The organism is Ensifer sp. 1H6 (assembly GCF_001976035.1).
In the GTDB taxonomy this organism is placed as follows: Bacteria; Pseudomonadota; Alphaproteobacteria; order Rhizobiales; family Rhizobiaceae; genus Ensifer; species Ensifer canadensis.
The window spans coordinates 137,389-155,217 of record NZ_MOAI01000002.1 but is presented as its reverse complement, the minus strand read 5'-3'; the positions used below and the strand labels follow the sequence as shown (position 1 = coordinate 155,217).

Below are 17,829 nucleotides of genomic sequence, written 5' to 3'. Positions count from 1 at the left end.
AACGTTTCCGCGCAAACAACCGGGTGAACTGGCCGATCTTTCCATGGTCCACAACGCGGTATTCCCTGTGGGTTTTCTGCAGCGGTTGCATGACCGCCGGCAAAACCGTGCTAGGTGTCGCTCGTTTGGCGAACTCAGCATGGTCGCGAATCAATCCAAAATGAAGAGGTGGAAATGAAGGTCGGCATCGACATGGGAGCGACGTCCGAAGGGACCTCGGCCTCGCTCGATATCGAAGAGCTTCTGGCCACCCGTCTTCTGGTGCAGGGCAATTCCGGTTCGGGAAAATCGCACCTTCTAAGAAGGTTGCTGGAGCAGTCTGCGCCATGGGTGCAGCAATGCATCATCGACCCCGAGGGCGATTTCGTCACACTTGCCGACAAGTTCGGCCATGTGGTCGTCGAGGGTGAGCGCACGGACGCTGAGCTGATCGGCATTGCCACGCGCATTCGTCAGCACCGAGTTTCCTGCGTGCTTTCGCTCGAAGGTCTCGACATCGAACAGCAGATGCGCAGCGCCGGCGTCTTCTTGAACGCCATGTTCGATGCGGATCGGGAATACTGGTATCCCGTACTCGTGGTGGTCGACGAAGCGCAGATGTTTGCGCCGTCGGTCGCTGGTGACGTCACCGAAGAAGTCCGCAAGATCTCGCTCGGCGCGATGACCAACCTCATGTGCCGTGGCCGAAAGCGTGGACTTGCCGGCGTCATCGCCACGCAGCGCCTGGCAAAACTTGCCAAGAACGTGGCGGCGGAGGCGTCCAACTTCCTGATGGGCCGCACATTCCTTGATATCGACATGCTGCGCGCTGCCGACCTGCTCGGCATGGATCGCCGCACGGCCGAAATGTTCCGCGATCTGAAGCGCGGCTCCTTCGTCGCCCTTGGCCCGGCGCTGTCGCGCCGGCCGCTGAAGGTGACGATCGGTGCCGTCGAGACTTCAGCACGCTCGACGAGCCCGAAGCTGATGCCGCTGCCGGAAGCGCCGCAGGACGTGGAAGACCTGATCTTCACGCCTGACGCCGACGAACTGACGCGGCCGATCATGCGCCGTGCCGTACCGCCGCCGCGCCCGGCAACCGATATTCTCGCGGAGCTTTCCCGGCCGCGCCCCGAACCGGTCGCCCCGGTGGAAACCAGGCCAGCCCAGCCGGAAATGTCGGCGGAGGAGCGCGGTGCGCTGCTGGACGGTCTGTTTACCGAGATTCTCGCCAATCCCGATGCCGCGTTCCGGCCGGATGCCGAACTGTTCCAGGATTTCCTCGTGCGCTGCCGGATTCGCCGCGTGCCGGGAGCAGCCCTGTCCTTGAGCGCATTTCGGCGCAAGATGGCAATTGCCCGCTCCGGCGTCGACACTGAGACTGCGGCGACAGAGGCCTGGGCGTCGGCGCTCCGGCTTGCCGATCGCGTCACCGAGGACCTGCAGGGCGTGTTCCTGATGATGGCGCAGGCGGCCGTGCGCGGCCTTGCCTGTCCGTCGGACGCGATGATCGCGCGCGCCTACGGCACCCATTCCGCACGACGCGCCAGACGCCTGCTCGGCTATTTCGAGGAGAATGGGCTCGTTGTCGTCCATGCCGATTTCACCGGCAAGCGTATAGTCGCCTTTCCGGACCTCGGCCACGAAACGGCGCCGGGCGACGCCAACGGGCCGGATGCAATGGATCCGTCCGCCGCTGCAGCTGAATAGGCACGTCCTCCGCCCGAGGCTTCAATTCCAAGTATTTGAAGACGAGACGGTACCGATGCACAACGCCACCCGTCGCTTGCGGGGCGTCAAACCCACTCCTGAATCACGCGGTCGGACGCGTGGATGCAGGTCATCTCAAGCCGGGTGTTGCCGCTGTTGACGAAACGGTGCGGCGTGCTGGGATCGACGATGATGATGTCGCCGGCCTTGCCGATGAGCGTCTGCTCACCGACCGTGAACTCCGCCTCGCCCGAATGAATGAGCCAGGTCTCCGGATAGGGGTGAACGTGAAGCGCCGGCCCTTGGCCAGGCTCCGCATCCATCAGGAAAAGCGAAACCGGCGTGCCGTACTGCCCCCCTTCAAAGAGGATCGTCCGGTTGGGGCTCTGTTTCTGCTCTGCACGGGGAATGACATGAAACATGCTGGCCTCCATCGGGGTTGGTTTACCGGTTCGAATGAATTATCTTGACGAGAAGATATTATGTAAAAATATCTTCTCGTCAAGATATATTGCCAAACACCGCGGAGTTGATAATGCAGCATGAGCAAGAGGAGAGGGACCACGTCGACCGGTTGCGCGCGCAATGGGATCGCGAATTGCCGGATCTCGATACGGAGCCAATGACCATCCTCGGGCGGGCCTATCGGCTTTCTAATCTCGTGCGTCCGTCGATCGAGGAAACCTTTGCCTCCTTCGGTCTCGACCGCGGCGAATTCGACGTGATCTCAACACTCCGGCGCTCCGGCCCACCGTATCGCCTCACGCCGACCGACCTTTATACATTGCTGATGATTTCGTCAGGCGGACTGACACATCGACTCGATCGATTACAAAAGGCGGGGCTGATCCTGCGCGAGCGCTCGGTATCGGATGGACGCAGCAGCGTGGTTGGGTTGACGGAGAAGGGCATAGCGCTTGCCGAAGCCGCGTTTCGGGCTGACATGGCGAGCGAGGCGCGCTATATCGCAGGTCTGAAGCCGGAGGAACGCGCAGCACTGGCAGCGCTATTGAAAACGCTGCTTGTTTCCTTGGAAAACCAACAGGCTGGCGACCCTGCCTGAAATGGTGCCGAATACGGTGATTTCGTTTGACAATGGCGGCTGGAAGCCCTAAAGCCGCCCCAACGCCGGGCAGAAATGTCCGGTGTTTCATTTGACATGTCCCGTGGTTTCTCCGGCAGCGTGATCGTGAGAATCCTGTCAGAACTCTCAAAATGGGTTCAGAGGAGGGCGTGTTTCCTTGATCCGGTTTGGCAACAGACCGGTGTAACCGACTGAAAGGAAATGCGATGAGCAAGCGCGAATCGTCCAAGTACAAAATTGACCGCCGTATGGGCGAAAACATCTGGGGCCGTCCGAAGTCGCCGGTTAACCGCCGCGAATACGGCCCGGGCCAGCACGGCCAGCGTCGCAAGTCCAAGCTTTCGGACTTCGGTGTGCAGCTGCGCGCCAAGCAGAAGCTCAAGGGCTACTACGGCGACATCCGCGAAAAGCAGTTCCGTGCGATCTTCGCCGAAGCTGACCGCCGCAAGGGCGACACCCCGGAGAACCTGATCGGCCTGCTCGAATCGCGTCTCGACGCGATCGTCTACCGCGCAAAGTTCGTTCCGACCGTTTTCGCCGCACGTCAGTTCGTCAACCATGGCCACGTCAAGGTTAACGGCGTTCGCGTCAACATCGGTTCCTACCGTTGCAAGCCGGGCGACGTCATCGAAGTCAAGGAAAAGTCCAAGCAGCTCGTTACGGTTCTCGAAGCCGTTCAGCTCGCTGAGCGCGACGTTCCGGATTACATCGAAGTCGACCACAACAAGATGGTTGCAACCTTCGTCCGCGTTCCGGTTCTCTCCGACGTGCCTTACGCCGTCGTCATGGAACCGCACCTCGTCGTCGAATTCTATTCGCGTTAATCCGAGGCTCTGGCCTTGTGAACGATCGAAACCGCCCGGAAACGGGCGGTTTTTTTGTCTCTTCAGATACGTGGCTGTTTGATCTGCCGCGCGTCTTGTTCCGCGACGGGGACTTGGTCGCCTCGGCGGGACAATGGCTCGCGCGACGAAGGGGAAATCGCATGCCGGAGCAGAAGACGCCGCAGGACCTGCAGGCGATCATCGAGGACATTTACCGCGAGCTGACGCCACGGCTCGGCGAGGGCAAGGTCGCCGACTACATCCCACAGCTTGCGCGCGTTTCTCCGAAACACTTCGGAATGGCAATCGTCACCACCGACGGGCAGGTGCACCGGGTCGGCGACGCCGAGGTGCCGTTCTCCATCCAGAGCGTCTCCAAGGTATTCACCCTGACGCTGGCGCTCGGCAAGCACGGTGAGACCATCTGGCACCGCGTCGGCCGCGAACCTTCAGGCTCGGCCTTCAACTCGATCGTCCAGCTCGAGCAGGAAGGCGGCAAGCCGCGCAACCCGTTCATCAATGCCGGCGCGATCACCATCAGCGACCTGATCCTTGCCGGCCACACGCCGCGCGAACTGATCGGCGAGATCGTCCAGTTCGTTCGTTATCTCGCAGATGACGATGCCATCGTCATAGACCACGAGGTCGCGCGCTCCGAGACGGCGACCGGCTTCCGTAATTTCGCGCTTGCCAACTTCATGCGCTCCTTCGGCCGGCTCGATCACCCGGTCGAGCATGTGCTCGGCGTCTATTTCCACCATTGCGCTCTGGCAATGACCTGCAGCCAGCTCGCCAAGGCGGGCCTGTTTCTGGCAGCCGGCGGCACCAACCCGCTGACCGGCCATTCCGTCGTATCGCGCCAGCGGGCCCGACGTATCAACGCGCTGATGCTGACCTGCGGCCACTATGACGGCTCGGGCGATTTCGCCTATCGCGTCGGTCTGCCCGGCAAGAGCGGTGTTGGCGGCGGCATTCTCGCGGTCGCACCCGGCAAGGCCTCCGTCGCCGTCTGGTCGCCGGGCCTGAACGAGAACGGCAATTCGCTGTTGGGATCGCTGGCGCTGGAGATGTTGGCCGCCCGCACCGGTTGGTCGGTGTTTGGCTCCTGATTTCGGACGAAGGGCCGTTTTCCCTTGATCTTGCGGATGGAACGGGGCAAGTGCTGGCCGTGACGTGCCGTGCGCTCTCCTTCCCGAGCCGGCCATTCCAGGATCGTTGCCATGGATCATTCGCCAGCCCTTTCGCCTGACGCAATCGACAATGCCGTTGAAGACGGCGATATCGAGACGGGTCTTCATCCGATCTTCGAACGCATGCCGTCGTCGGTCTCCTTCAACAAGCTGCGCAAGCGGCTCTTGCGGCAGACGCGCCAGGCGCTCGACGATTTCGGCATGCTGAAGGGCGCCAAGCGCTGGCTGGTCGGGATTTCAGGCGGCAAGGACAGCTATAGCCTGCTGGCACTGCTGATGGACCTGCAATGGCGCGGGCTGCTGCCCGTCGAGCTTGTCGCCTGCAACCTCGATCAGGGGCAGCCGAATTTTCCGAAGCATATCCTGCCGGAATACCTGGCCTCGATCGGCGTTAAGCACCGTATCGAGTATCGCGACACCTATTCGATCGTGAAGGAAAAGGTGCCGACAGGCGCCACCTATTGCTCGCTCTGTTCGCGGCTGCGCCGCGGCAATCTTTACCGGATCGCGCGCGAAGAGGGCTGCGATGCGCTGGTGCTCGGCCATCACCGCGAGGATATTCTGGAGACGTTCTTCATGAATTTCTTCCACGGCGGCAGGCTCGCCTCGATGCCGGCGAAGCTTCTGAACGACGAAGGCGACCTGATGCTGCTGCGGCCGCTGGCCTATGCGGCAGAGGACGACTTGGCGAAATTTGCCACTGCCATGGAATTTCCGATCATTCCCTGCGACCTCTGCGGCTCGCAGGACGGCCTTGAGCGCAATGCCATGAAGGCAATGCTTGCCGACCTCGAACGACGCATGCCGGGCCGCAAGGACACGATGCTGCGGGCGCTCGGCCATGTGAACCCCTCGCATCTGCTCGACCCCAAGCTTTTCGACTTCCAGTCCCTCTCGCCGGAGCCCAAAGAATGAGCCATTCCGTCGACATCGCCGCCCTTGCCAATCTGCTGCAGGAGGCTGCGGTCAAAGAAATCCTGCCGCGGTTTCGTAATCTCGGCGCGGGCGATGTCCGGATGAAGTCGGAAGCGATCGATCTCGTCACCGAGGGCGACGAGGCAGCCGAGCGCCTGATCAAGGCACGCATGGATGAGATTGCGCCAGGCGCCGTGTTCATCGGCGAAGAATCCGTTGCTGCCGATCCGGCGCTGCTCGACAAGCTGGCAGACGCCGATCTCGCCGTCGTCGTCGATCCGATCGACGGCACCTTTAACTTCGCAGCCGGCCTGCCGCTGTTCGGCGTCATGGCGAGCGTCGTGTCCAAGGGCGAGACCGTTGCCGGCATCATCTACGACCCGCTTGGCAACGACTGGGTAATCGCCGAGAAGGGCTCCGGCGCCTGGATGTGCCGTCCTGACGGCTCGCAGGAGCGCATGTCGGTGACTGCAGGCGTTCCGCTTGAAAGCATGGTCGGCGGCGCCTCGACGGGCTTCTACAGCCAAGAGGCGCGGCGCGAAGTCATGGCCAACTTGGCCAAGGTCCGTATTGCGACCAGCTACCGGTGCGCCGCGCACGAGTATCGCATCCTTGCCGGCGGCTACATCCACTTCTTGATGTACCAGAAGCTGATGCCCTGGGATCATCTGGCCGGCACACTGATCGCGCAGGAGGCGGGTGCCTATGCCGCACGCTTCGACGGCGCGCCCTATCTGCCTGCCCACCTCAATGGCGGCCTGCTGCTGACGACCGACAAGGACAGCTGGGAAACGCTGCGTCGCGAAGTCTTCACCATCTAAACACCGACATCGTCGAAACAGAAAAGCCCGCCTGGAGCGATCCAGGCGGGCTTTTTGTTGGTGAGGTCGATATCACATATGGCCGCCGCCGTGGTCGAGCGAGACATCCTTGTCGCCGGGATGGGTGAAGAGCTTGCCCTTTTCGGCCCAAAGGGTGGCCAGGATCGTCACGAGCCCGAAGAGGGCAAAGCCCCCGAGCAACGGCTGCAGCGTGCCATTGAACAACTGGCCGACGGCGCCACCGAGCAGTGCGCCGCCGGTCGTCGAGACGAAACCGGTGATCGCGGTCGCCGTTCCGGCAAGGTGACCCATCGGCTCCAGGCTGATCGCGGTGAAGTTGGTGGCGATGACAGCGAAGAACATCAGAAGAACCGAGAACATCAGGTAGCTGATGACGAATGCCGGCGTGCCCCAGAGCGACATGGCAAAGCCGATCACGGAAATCAGCGTGAACAGGATCATCGACACGTGCGAGATGCGGCGCATGCCGAAGCTGCGCACGAAGAAGCCGTTGGCGAAATTGGCAACGGCGATGCCGCCGGCAGTGCCGGCAAAGGCGATCGGCAGCCACTCGCCGAGGCCATAGACCTCGCCGAAGATCTGCTGGACGGTGACGATGTAGGCGCAGATGACCGCGGTGAACATCGTCATGCCGATCATGTAGCCGCAGGTGATGCGGTTGGTCAGCACCGTCTTGAAGCCGGATGCGACCGATGAGACGGAAAGCGGCAGGCGCTCTTCCTTCGGCAGCGATTCCTTCATGCGGGCCAGTGCCCAGACGAAGAGGACAGCGCCGACGATGCCGATCAGGATGAAGATCCAGTGCCAGTTGGCGTAGAGGATGACGAGCTGACCGATCGACGGTGCGACGATCGGAACGATCATGAAAACGATCATGACGTAGGACATCACCCGCGCCATCTCGCGACCACCGAAGCAGTCACGCACGATCGCCATGGTGGTGATGCGCACGGCGGCAGCGCCGATGCCCTGGACGAAGCGCAGGACCAGCAGCATTTCGAAACTCTGGGTCAGGGCGGCGGCAAACATCGACACGGTGAAGAAGGCAAGGCCGCCGAGCAGCACGGCGCGACGTCCGAACGTATCGGAAAGGCTGCCGAAGAAGATCTGCGAAAGCCCGAAGCCAAGGAAGAACACGCCGATGACGAGCTGGGTGTCGTTGGAGTTGGCGACGCTCAGCGACTGGCCGATGCTCGGTAATGCCGGCAGCATGCTGTCGATGGCGATTGCCACGCTCGCCGTCATGACGGCAATGGTGATGATGAATTCGACGAGGCCCATATTGAGGCGGGCCGCGCCCGAAACCCCGTCGACATGTTCGGATTGTGTGGTGATCGTGGTCATTGTGCGAACCCGTGAAGAGCAGATCTGGGAGGAATAATCGGCCGGCAGGCTATCGTCAGCCTGCCGGATTGTGTGCCTTGAACAGCTTTCCGCGTTCGGCGATGAGGACGAAGACGACGCCGATCGCCGCGACGGTGAAGTAGCCGATCGCGAGCGGTGTCGCCGTCCCATCGAAAGCCTGGCCGATGAAGGCGCCGATGACGCCGCCGCCGATGGTCTGGGTGAAGCCGAGCACCGAGGAGGCCGTGCCGGCGACGTGGCCGAGCGGCTCCATCGCCATCGCATTGAAGTTCGACGCGATCAGCCCGAACTGGAACATGGCGGCGCCATAGAGCACCACGAACAGCGGGAAGGGCACCGGACCATAAAGCGACGCCGCCATCCAGAGGAAGCTCGCCAGCGTGAAGCCGAGTAGGGCAGCATGCGACAGCGCCCGCATGCCGAAGCGCCGAACGAGCTGCGAATTAGTGAAGGACGCGACCGCCATCATCCCGGCAAATGCCGCAAACACGACCGGAAACCACAGGCCCAGCCCATAGACCCCGACCAGGATCTGCTGGGCAGAGTTGATGAAGCCGAAGAGCGCCCCGAGGATAACGGATGTCGCCAGCGTATAGAACAGCGACAGCCGGTTCGTCAGGACGATCTTGAAGCCGCTGAGGATGACCGAAGGGGTAAAGGCGCGGCGATGATCCGGGTTCAGCGTTTCCTGAAGCCGGAACACCACAAGCGTTGCGATCGTGAAGGCAAAGAGCGCGATGACGACGAAGATCATGTGCCATTCGGCAAAGATCATGATCAACTGGCCGACGCTCGGCGCTATGACCGGCACGATCATGAACACCATCATGATCAGCGACATCACTTCAGCCATGCGACGGCCGCCATAGACGTCGCGAACGATCGACACGGTAATAACACGGGTCGCGGCTGCACCGATGCCCTGGACGAAGCGCAACGCCAGCAGCGCGCCGAAGGTCGGCACGATGACGATTGCGATCGCGCAGACACCATAAATGCCGAGGCCGACGAGCAGCGGCGCCTTGCGGCCGAATCGATCAGACAACGGGCCGAAGAAAAGCTGCGCCACGCCCATACCGATAAGATAGGCGGTGATGACATATTGCCGATGGTTTTCGTCGGTTACACCAAGGCTGGCGCCGATCTCCTGCAGGCCGGGCAACATGATATCGATCGACACGGCATTGACCGCCATCAGCATCGCCATCAAGGCGATGAACTGAAATTTGCTGAGGCCGGGAGCGGCCGCTTCGTCTGTCATGCTCGTCATAGGCAAAATCCTTGCGGCGCGCCGGACGCAACCGAAATAGGTCAAGACCGGAGTTTGTTCCGGAAAGAGGCGACGTCGGCTGGCAAAATGCCGGTCGGCATGTCGAGAACAGTTGAGGGGACGGGCCTGGTCCGGCGCAGCGGTGCAGGCGGCATCCGATGTGAAGCGAAAGGGACTATCGGCGATGGGCAGCCGGGCCAAGCCGGAGCATGGGAACGGGCGAACGCCCTTTCAGGCTGCTTATGCCGCTTTATCGCGACCACTTCATGACAGAGCGTGAGTGTGCTCCGCCTAGTAAAGAACAACGAAAATTAGACGATCCGGATTTAATTCCGGAATCAAAAAAGGCGGTCACCCGCCTTTTCCGACCAGATCGGAGTTGGCGGCCTGACTTAGGCAGCGGCGCCCTTGACCGAGATTCCCTGTTCCTGCAGGTGCGACTGGAGCTCGCCAGCCTGGAACATTTCGCGGACGATGTCGCAACCGCCGACGAATTCACCCTTCACGTAAAGCTGTGGGATGGTCGGCCAGCTCGAATAGTCCTTGATGCCCTGACGCAGGTCCGCGTCGGCAAGGACATTGATGCCCTTGTAGTCGACGCCGATGTAATCGAGAATCTGGACCACCTGGCCGGAGAACCCACACTGTGGGAACTGCGGCGTACCCTTCATGAAGAGCACCACGTCGTTGGTCTTGACTTCGTTCGCGATGAATTCGTGAATTCCGCTCATCTTTTCATCCTTCCTGCGCCCGGTTTCAAGGACCGGATATCGATTGGGCCTTAGATAGCATGCATATCGGTGATTTTCATCACCCAAGTGCAACAAATATTGATGGGCCTCAAGATGTGGTTTTAATACAACTGCTCAGGCCGAACGGCGACGGGTCTTGCTGCGTGCGCTGGCGGTTCGCCGCCGGCTCACCTGTTTCTTGGCCGGCTTTCCGATGGCGGCTTCCAGGATATCCCCTAGAATGCCACCCGTCGCCGCCTTGCGCGTCCGGCGCTTGGTCCGCTTCGTCGCGGTCCGCTTGACGCCGGTCTTCTTCAGGATTTCCTTCAGCGCGCTGTCGACAACGCCACTGACCAGTTCCTTGATCAGGTCGGCCATTCCAGCCTTACTCCGGCGCGCTGGTCTGAAGGGCAAGGGCGTGCAGAACGCCGCCCATGTTGCCCTTCAATGCGTTGTAGACCATCTGGTGCTGCTGCACGCGGGTCTTTCCGCGAAAGACTTCGGCCACGACTTCGGCGGCATAGTGGTCGCCGTCACCGGCCAAATCGCGGATCGTGACCTTGGCGCCGGGAATTCCTGCCTTGATCATGTCTTCGATGTCGCCTGGTGCCATGGGCATGATATGCCAACTCCCTTTATTATTCTGCGGCAGCAGCAGCGTTGCTGGAGCCGTCCATAAAGTCAGGGAACCACGATTCATGGGCCGAGCGCAATTGCTGAATTGCGACGGCGCGCGCTGCACCGAGCTTGACGGCATCGCCGCCGGTCTTGCCGATTTCCGGCAGGGCAACGCCTGCCTTTTCCGCACGGGCGCGAACGGCAGCGACGTTACCGGCCGCAACCGTCAGCACGTAGCGTCCCTGGTCTTCGCCATAGAAAACAGCAATCGGATCATGACCTTCGACCACATCCACGGTCGCGCCGATATCCGAAGCCATCGCCATTTCGGCAACGGCGAGAGCCAGGCCGCCGGACGAGCAGTCATGAACTGATGTCGCCAGACCGTCGACGATCAGCCCACGGACGAAGTCACCGACCTTGCGCTCATGTGCGAGGTCGACATGCGGCGCCGGACCGTCAGTGCGGCCATGGACGTCGCGCATGTAGACCGACTGGGCGATGTGCGAACCGAGGCCTTCCGGCGCGCCGGCAAGCAGGATCGTTTCGCCGGCAGCGGCAAACCGGATGCGCGCCATCTTCGACCAGTCCTTGATCAGGCCGACGCCGCCGATGGTGGGGGTCGGCAGGATTCCCTGGCCGTTGGTCTCGTTGTAGAGCGAGACGTTGCCGGAAACGATCGGGAAATCAAGCGCGGTGCAGGCCTCACCGATGCCCTTGATGGCATGGACCAGCTGGCTCATGATCTCAGGACGTTCCGGGTTGCCGAAATTGAGATTGTCGGTTGCTGCCAGCGGCAGCGCGCCGGTTGCCGTCAGGTTGCGCCAGCATTCGGCAACCGCCTGTTTGCCGCCTTCGAACGGATCCGCCTCGACATAACGCGGCGTCACGTCGGAGGAGAAGGCCAGCGCCTTGCTCTGGTGACCCTCGACGCGCACAACGCCGGCGTCGCCGCCCGGCAGCTGCAGCGAGTTGCCCTGGATCAGCGTGTCGTATTGTTCGTAGACCCAGCGGCGCGAGGAATTGTTGGCCGAACCGACCAATTGCACGAGCGCATCAGCAACGTCCGTCTGCGGGATGTCGTTGGTCGCAAGCGCGGTCGGGACCTTGGCCGGGGTCCAGGGACGGTCGTATTCCGGCGCTTCGTCGCCCAGTTCCTTGATCGGCAGGTTCGCCACTTCTTCGCCCTGATGCAGAATGCGGAAACGCAGGTCGTCCGTGGTCTTGCCGACGATCGCGAAATCGAGGCCCCACTTGACGAAGATCGCCTTGGCGACTTCTTCCTTGGCCGGCTCAAGCACCATGAGCATGCGCTCCTGGCTTTCCGAAAGCATCATTTCGTAAGCGGTCATGCGCTCTTCGCGCACCGGCACGGTGTCGAGGTTAAGCTCGATGCCGAGGTCGCCCTTGGCGCCCATTTCGACGGCCGAGCAGGTGAGGCCGGCTGCACCCATGTCCTGGATGGCGATGACGGCACCCGTCTGCATCAGCTCGAGGCAGGCTTCGAGCAGGCACTTTTCGGTGAAGGGGTCGCCGACCTGCACGGTCGGGCGCTTTTCCTCGATCGATTCGTCGAACTCGGCCGAGGCCATGGTCGCGCCGCCGACGCCGTCACGGCCGGTCTTGGCGCCGAGATAGACGACCGGGAGGCCGACGCCTTCGGCCTTGGAGTAGAAGATCGCATCGCTTTTGGCGAGACCGGCGGCAAAGGCGTTGACGAGGATGTTGCCGTTATAGCGGGCATCGAACTCGACTTCGCCGCCGACGGTCGGAACACCGAAGGAATTGCCGTAGCCGCCGACGCCGGCAACGACGCCGGAAACGAGGTGGCGGGTCTTCGGGTGATCCGGCGAGCCGAAGCGCAGGGCGTTCATCGCCGCAACCGGACGGGCGCCCATGGTGAAGACGTCGCGCAGGATGCCGCCGACGCCGGTCGCAGCACCCTGGTAGGGCTCGATATAGGACGGATGGTTGTGGCTCTCCATCTTGAAGACGACGCAGTCGCCATCATCGATGTCGACGACGCCGGCGTTTTCACCCGGACCCTGGATGACGCGCGGGCCCTTGGTCGGCAGCGTGCGAAGCCACTTCTTGGAAGACTTGTAGGAGCAGTGCTCGTTCCACATCGCCGAAAAAATGCCGAGCTCGGTAAAGGTCGGCTCGCGTCCGATCAGGCCGAGAATGCGCTCGTATTCGTCGGGCTTGAGCCCGTGCGAGGCGATGAGTTCCGGGGTGATGGGGCGGGTGTTGGAAATCGTCATCGTCGACCGTCAAATCCTTCGGGCGGCGCGCAATCCTTCCACGGGATATGGCGCGTGCGAACCGCAACAGACACAGGGGGCGCTTTGCCGCTTCTTTAGCGTATGCTGCGGCGCGGCGCGACAGAAAAATACGGGCGATCAACAACGGTTGCCGCCCTTTTTGATGCCCTCACGCGCCTCAGGTGGTGCCGACCTGTCAGAACTTGTAGCCGAGTGCGAGATCGGCACGGGTCGAGCCATCGTTGGGGCCGCCGCAAAGTTCGGCATGCGAGGCATGCGCCACCGTTGCCGACAGGTTCCAATGCTCGTTTAATCTGAATCCGGCTGCGGCATATTCGCAGGCGCTGTCGAAAGCAAACTGACGAGAACAAGCGACGATGTCGCGAGGCGGTGGGATGAACGAAGAAAAAGCAATGCTGGCATGCCGAATTGTTGAGGCGAATCGATCTACACAAGACTGCTAAAACATACGGGACACCGGGTTATCAGTCGAAACTGTCGTAACCCACTCGTCCGCTGTCGAGCAACCGCCGCAAAGTCTGGAAGCCGTTGCGCACTTCGGCACGGTCGGCCGGTGAGGAAAAGCCGATACGGATACGGTGAAAGACGCGGTCCGCCCGGCCGGCCTTGAATTCGTCCTCGTCGTCGACGAGCACGCCTTCCTGCAGTGCAGCCTGCTTGAATGTGCCGGAAAGCCACGGTTCCGGCAGCTTCATCCAGAGGAAGGGAACGCACGGATGCGAGCTGAACTCGATGCCATCGAACACTTCGCGGGCAATCGCCTCGCGCGCCCGGATCTCTTCGATACCCTTGCCGCGCAGAATAGTGGCCGCTCCGGAAAGCACCAGCCGCGAACACAGCTCCGCCAGGATGAACGGCAGGCCGCCACTGACCATCTTGTGGGCAATGCGAATGCGCTGGCTGAAATGGGGAGGGCAGGCAACCCAGCCGCCGCGCACACCGGCAGCAACAGACTTTGAAAGACCACCAACCAGGAAGGTCCGCTCAGGTGCAAGCTCCGCTAAAGGCGGCGTCGGATCGCCGGTCATGGCGCCGTAGAGATCGTCCTCCACCAGCCAGACACCGTACTTGCGGGCGATATCGGCAATCGCCTGACGCCGGGCGAGCGGCATGACGGCAACGGTCGGATTCTGCGCGCTTGGCATAAGGAAGGCGAGCTTGGGATGCTGCTGCGCGCAGACCCGCTCGAAATCCTCGGGAATCAGGCCGAATTCATCCGATTCCATCAGGGTCGTGCGGCGCCCGATCAAGCCGGCGCTGCGGCTGACCTGGGAATAGGTCAAGGTCTCGAAGGCGATACGATCGCCGGGCGAGGTGACTGCCGCGATCACGGCAATGACAGCCGCGTGCGCTCCGAGCGTCGGCACGATCGTTTCAGGCGAGGGACGAAAGCCGCCGCGCGCCAGCCATTGGCATCCGGCCTCAAACCAGTGATCCGGGAAATTGCGCGCGTAGCTGGCAATGTCGGCGTGGTGATCGCGGCTGATCTCGCTCAAGAGCTCACTCAGGACAAAGCCCTGGCCGATGTCCGGCGCCGCGGTGCTGTCGAAGCGCAATTTGCCGGCGGGTGCAATCAGCGGCCGGGTGCCGGCCAAGGATGTGGTCAGCGGATCGGCCTGCTCGGGCGGGCGGCTTTCCTGGTGATCGAGAACATAGGTTCCGCGCCCGACCTCGCCGCTGACGAGGCCGCGTTCGCGCACGATATTGTAGGCGCGTCCAATGGTACCAATGGTGACACCAATGTCATAGGCGAGATTGCGCTGCGGCGGCAATTTTGCGCCGACGGGCAGGGCGCCTTCGCCAATTGCCTGTTCGATCTGGTCGGCGATCCGCGCATAAAGCGGACCATGACCCTGCTGAATGTCCGGGAGCCAATTTGTCATAGTGACAATTACCTAGATTACACAGCGAAATATGTCAATTATCACCAATGCAATGATAGCAATCGATGCATTGGAGCCTACAATGAGTACAATTGATACAATTTGCTCGGCAGTCGTGAAAAAGGCCCCTCGCGCGCGTCGCAAGATCGGGTTTGATGTCGAAATCTCGGGGAGTGCTAAGAACGCGCTTCAACGTCTCTGGCGGCTCTATTGTTTCCTGGCCGCCAAGAGACGCAGCCGGTTAGCTCTCGAAGAGATGAGCGATTGGCAACTGATCGATATCGGGGTCTGCGAGAAGGATGCCCGGCGGGAATCGTCCGTGGCGTTCTGGCGTTAACGGGCATCACACAAAGCGTGCGGTGGTTTTGCGATAGCGGCATGCGAACAAAGCGCCGTATGCCCTAGAGATTGCGACGCGCATCAGCGAACGCTGAGGGCACCAGCCAACAGCGTCCGAACTCTCAACCGGTGCCTGGATTAATTGCAGCCCTGGCCGCCAGCGGCCCAACGCCGGATATCTGCACTCATGCGGGTGGCGACCGGTTCGCTCATGAGCGGTCCGAACGCCTGCAACCGCGCCGGCTGGCCTTCCGCCTGGATGACGGCAAGCGGCCGTGCTTCCGGCGACTTGCGCGGCACGATCAGGATGCGGGGACGTCCGGAGAAGGAATTGAGTTCAGGGGCAAGCCGGTAGTTCTTGAAGGCAGCATCGCCCGATTTGAACCAGCAGCTGTTGGCGCCGAGCGCCACGCGTTCCATTGTCGGCAGGGCTGCCGAGCTTGCCGTCGGCGCCGGCGGGCGCGATGTTTGGCAGGACGCCAGAAGCGTCAGGGCGAACGCCGCGCAAGCAGGGCCGGTCAGGCGTCTAGAAAACATGGAAGGCATCGACGGTCTCGCTTGCGTTACGGGGATGGTCGGATGCCTTCTATCAGCGCGACGGTTAAGCGGCGATTACTTCGAGAGCCGAAGCGAAGATGCCGCGACCATCGGCGCCGCCATGAGCCGCCTCGATCAGGTTTTCCGGATGCGGCATCATGCCGAGCACGTTGCCGGCCGTGTTCATCACGCCGGCAATATCGCCCATCGAGCCATTCGGATTGGTGCCTTCGGCGTAGCGGAACACGACCTGGCCGTTGCCTTCGATCGTCTTCAGGGTCTCCGCGTCGGCGAAGTAGTTGCCGTCGTGGTGCGCAACCGGGCTGCGGATGATCTGTCCCTTGGAATAGGCGCGGGTAAAGTCGGTGTCGGCGTTGACGACTTCGAGCTTGACCTCGCGGCAGACGAACTTGAGCGATGCGTTGCGCATCAGCGCGCCCGGGAGCAGACCGGCCTCGACCAGGATCTGGAAACCGTTGCAGACGCCGAGGACCTTCACGCCCTTTTCGGCCTTCGCCTTGATCGCCTGCATGACCGGCATGCGCGCGGCAATCGCGCCGCAGCGCAGATAGTCACCGTAGGAGAAACCGCCGGGGATGACGATCAGGTCGACATCAGGGATCTCCGTTTCGGTCTGCCAGACGGTTACGGGCGCCTTGCCGGAGATCTTGGTGAGGGCAGCGATCATGTCGCGATCGCGGTTGAGGCCTGGAAGCTGGACGACGGCTGACTTCATGGTGCGGTTCAAACCCTGCCTGCGCCTCTTGAAGCTCATGCAATTCGAGGCGGTTTCCGATGCGGCCGAAGCGCAATTTGACGCGCTCGGGCCGATATTGGATGCACTGCGCATCCTGCTATTTCGAAACCATCGAGCCGCGGACAGTATGCCCCTTCGATGTCGTTTCGGCTGATCTGCGTGAGGATGGCCCATGTCAGATGGGCCTCCTCATTATTTCCAGATCACGCCGGCCTTCACGTCAGGCCATCCGCGGCACTCCGCCGCCATCAGGCGAGGGAGATGGTGTAGTTTTCAATCACTGTGTTGGCGAGCAGCTTTTCGCACATCGCCTTGAGGTCGGCCTCGGCCTTGGCTTTGTCGCCGGTTTCGATCTGTAGATCGAAGACCTTGCCCTGGCGGACCTGGCCGATGCCGTCGAAGCCGAGTGCGCCGAGCGCACCTTCAATTGCCTTGCCCTGCGGATCGAGAACGCCATTCTTCAGCGTCACGGTTACACGTGCCTTGATCACTTTCACTTTCCCCGAACTAACTTGACCAGAAATTACTTGACCAGAACGGGGCCGGTGCCGCGCACAGGCTCGTTCTCGTTCATGATGCCGAGACGGCGAGCCACTTCCTGATAGGCCTCGACCAGCCCGCCCAAATCACGGCGGAAGCGGTCCTTGTCGAGCTTTTCCTTGGTCTCGATGTCCCACAGACGGCAGCTATCCGGCGAAATCTCGTCCGCCAGGATGATGCGCATCATGTCGCCTTCGAACAGGCGGCCACACTCGATCTTGAAATCGACGAGCTGGATGCCGACGCCGAGGAACAGGCCGGTCAGGAAGTCGTTGATGCGGATGGCAAGCGCCATGACGTCATCGAGTTCCTGCGGGCTTGCCCAACCGAATGCGGTGATGTGCTCTTCGGAGACCATCGGGTCATCAAGAGCATCGGCCTTGTAGTAGAATTCGATGATCGAGCGGGGGAGGACGGTGCCTTCCTCGATGCCGAGGCGCTTTGCCAGCGAGCCGGCAGCAACGTTGCGCACGACGATCTCAAGGGGGATGATCTCGACTTCCTTGATCAACTGCTCGCGCATGTTCAGGCGGCGAATGAAGTGCGTCGGAATGCCGATACGGTTCAGATGCGTGAAGATATACTCGGAAATCCGGTTGTTCAGCACACCCTTGCCGTCGATGACGTCATGCTTTTTCTTGTTGAAGGCGGTCGCGTCGTCCTTGAAAAACTGGATCAGCGTGCCCGGCTCGGGACCCTCATAGAGGATCTTTGCCTTGCCCTCGTAGATACGGCGGCGACGATTCATGGATATTGTCTCTGTGGTTGTTGGCGCACTTGGGTCGCGCTAGTGGAGTCTTCTCACGGCGTCCATAGCTGAAAAGAACGCGTTTCACAATCGGCGTATCTTCCCTTCCCCTGATTTACCTAAAGCGTGTCGCAACCTTTCAGATTCGCTCCTTGCGCATCCGTTCTTTGGTTTTTCGCATGCCGTTGTCGCAAAACCGCTGCGCACTTTTGCGC

General features: G+C 61.4%; 19 protein-coding genes and 1 pseudogene. 7 read left to right on the top strand and 13 right to left on the bottom strand.

The features are described from left to right. Window positions 1-174: 174 nt before the first annotated feature. Window positions 175-1,689 carry an ATP-binding protein gene (locus tag BKP54_RS03630; protein ID WP_025427169.1) on the top strand — a complete coding sequence of 505 codons (1,515 nt, stop codon included), beginning with the start codon at window positions 175-177 and terminating at the stop codon, window positions 1,687-1,689. Window positions 1,690-1,775: 86 nt separating this feature from the next. Here BKP54_RS03630 and BKP54_RS03625 read toward each other — a convergent pair whose 3' ends face one another. After that, on the bottom strand, window positions 1,776-2,111 hold the full coding sequence (locus BKP54_RS03625; RefSeq protein ID WP_025427168.1) for a cupin domain-containing protein: 336 nt from the start codon (window positions 2,109-2,111) through the stop codon (window positions 1,776-1,778). Between the two features lie 113 nt (window positions 2,112-2,224). Here BKP54_RS03625 and BKP54_RS03620 point away from each other — a divergent pair, with 113 nt between their 5' ends. From BKP54_RS03620 to BKP54_RS03600, 5 genes are all read left to right on the top strand, one after another. Then, a complete protein-coding gene (locus BKP54_RS03620; RefSeq protein ID WP_025427167.1) occupies window positions 2,225-2,752 on the top strand; it encodes a MarR family transcriptional regulator in 528 nt (175 codons plus the stop codon). Between the two features lie 227 nt (window positions 2,753-2,979). Beyond that, on the top strand, window positions 2,980-3,597 hold the full coding sequence (gene rpsD / locus BKP54_RS03615; RefSeq protein ID WP_025427166.1) for a 30S ribosomal protein S4: 618 nt from the start codon (window positions 2,980-2,982) through the stop codon (window positions 3,595-3,597). Window positions 3,598-3,758: 161 nt separating this feature from the next. After that, window positions 3,759-4,706, top strand: coding sequence for a glutaminase (locus tag BKP54_RS03610; protein WP_025427165.1), 948 nt, complete (start codon window positions 3,759-3,761; stop codon window positions 4,704-4,706). Between the two features lie 111 nt (window positions 4,707-4,817). Next, a complete protein-coding gene (gene ttcA, locus BKP54_RS03605; RefSeq protein ID WP_025427164.1) occupies window positions 4,818-5,702 on the top strand; it encodes a tRNA 2-thiocytidine(32) synthetase TtcA in 885 nt (294 codons plus the stop codon). Then, window positions 5,699-6,523 carry an inositol monophosphatase family protein gene (locus BKP54_RS03600; protein ID WP_025427163.1) on the top strand — a complete coding sequence of 275 codons (825 nt, stop codon included), beginning with the start codon at window positions 5,699-5,701 and terminating at the stop codon, window positions 6,521-6,523. The genes ttcA and BKP54_RS03600 overlap by 4 nt, the downstream gene beginning before the upstream one ends. A 72-nt stretch (window positions 6,524-6,595) precedes the next feature. Here BKP54_RS03600 and BKP54_RS03595 read toward each other — a convergent pair whose 3' ends face one another. The 8 genes and pseudogenes from BKP54_RS03595 to BKP54_RS03560 form a co-directional block, all read right to left on the bottom strand. Continuing rightward, a complete protein-coding gene (locus BKP54_RS03595; RefSeq protein ID WP_025427162.1) occupies window positions 6,596-7,888 on the bottom strand; it encodes a multidrug effflux MFS transporter in 1,293 nt (430 codons plus the stop codon). A gap of 55 nt (window positions 7,889-7,943) precedes the next feature. Next, window positions 7,944-9,179 carry a multidrug effflux MFS transporter gene (locus BKP54_RS03590; protein ID WP_025427161.1) on the bottom strand — a complete coding sequence of 412 codons (1,236 nt, stop codon included), beginning with the start codon at window positions 9,177-9,179 and terminating at the stop codon, window positions 7,944-7,946. A gap of 392 nt (window positions 9,180-9,571) precedes the next feature. Further along, window positions 9,572-9,910 carry a Grx4 family monothiol glutaredoxin gene (grxD, locus tag BKP54_RS03585; RefSeq protein ID WP_025427160.1) on the bottom strand — a complete coding sequence of 113 codons (339 nt, stop codon included), beginning with the start codon at window positions 9,908-9,910 and terminating at the stop codon, window positions 9,572-9,574. A 135-nt stretch (window positions 9,911-10,045) separates the two neighbouring features. After that, window positions 10,046-10,288, bottom strand: coding sequence for a hypothetical protein (locus tag BKP54_RS03580; RefSeq protein ID WP_025427159.1), 243 nt, complete (start codon window positions 10,286-10,288; stop codon window positions 10,046-10,048). Window positions 10,289-10,295: 7 nt separating this feature from the next. Next, window positions 10,296-10,529: a BolA family transcriptional regulator gene (locus tag BKP54_RS03575; protein ID WP_025427158.1), complete on the bottom strand. Its 234-nt coding sequence runs from the start codon at window positions 10,527-10,529 to the stop codon at window positions 10,296-10,298. Window positions 10,530-10,548: 19 nt separating this feature from the next. Beyond that, on the bottom strand, window positions 10,549-12,789 hold the full coding sequence (gene purL, locus BKP54_RS03570; protein WP_025427157.1) for a phosphoribosylformylglycinamidine synthase subunit PurL: 2,241 nt from the start codon (window positions 12,787-12,789) through the stop codon (window positions 10,549-10,551). Window positions 12,790-12,985: 196 nt separating this feature from the next. Next, a pseudogene (locus tag BKP54_RS36355) lies at window positions 12,986-13,126 on the bottom strand (acyloxyacyl hydrolase); the annotation flags it as partial. A 148-nt stretch (window positions 13,127-13,274) separates the two neighbouring features. After that, entirely contained in the window at window positions 13,275-14,693 is a 1,419-nt protein-coding gene (locus tag BKP54_RS03560) for a PLP-dependent aminotransferase family protein (protein WP_025427156.1), read from the bottom strand. Between the two features lie 31 nt (window positions 14,694-14,724). Between BKP54_RS03560 and BKP54_RS03555 the strand changes: the two genes are divergently transcribed. Beyond that, on the top strand, window positions 14,725-15,030 hold the full coding sequence (locus BKP54_RS03555) for a DUF1127 domain-containing protein (RefSeq protein ID WP_038576122.1): 306 nt from the start codon (window positions 14,725-14,727) through the stop codon (window positions 15,028-15,030). Between the two features lie 140 nt (window positions 15,031-15,170). On the opposite strand, the gene BKP54_RS03550 is transcribed toward BKP54_RS03555, so the two are convergent. The 4 genes from BKP54_RS03550 to purC form a co-directional block, all read right to left on the bottom strand. Next, window positions 15,171-15,578: a hypothetical protein gene (locus tag BKP54_RS03550; protein ID WP_025427154.1), complete on the bottom strand. Its 408-nt coding sequence runs from the start codon at window positions 15,576-15,578 to the stop codon at window positions 15,171-15,173. Between the two features lie 55 nt (window positions 15,579-15,633). Continuing rightward, on the bottom strand, window positions 15,634-16,305 hold the full coding sequence (gene purQ, locus BKP54_RS03545; protein WP_025427153.1) for a phosphoribosylformylglycinamidine synthase subunit PurQ: 672 nt from the start codon (window positions 16,303-16,305) through the stop codon (window positions 15,634-15,636). Window positions 16,306-16,574: 269 nt separating this feature from the next. Continuing rightward, window positions 16,575-16,817, bottom strand: coding sequence for a phosphoribosylformylglycinamidine synthase subunit PurS (purS, locus tag BKP54_RS03540; protein WP_025427152.1), 243 nt, complete (start codon window positions 16,815-16,817; stop codon window positions 16,575-16,577). Window positions 16,818-16,849: 32 nt separating this feature from the next. Continuing rightward, window positions 16,850-17,614, bottom strand: coding sequence for a phosphoribosylaminoimidazolesuccinocarboxamide synthase (gene purC, locus BKP54_RS03535; RefSeq protein ID WP_025427151.1), 765 nt, complete (start codon window positions 17,612-17,614; stop codon window positions 16,850-16,852). Between the last annotated feature and the right edge of the window lie 215 nt (window positions 17,615-17,829).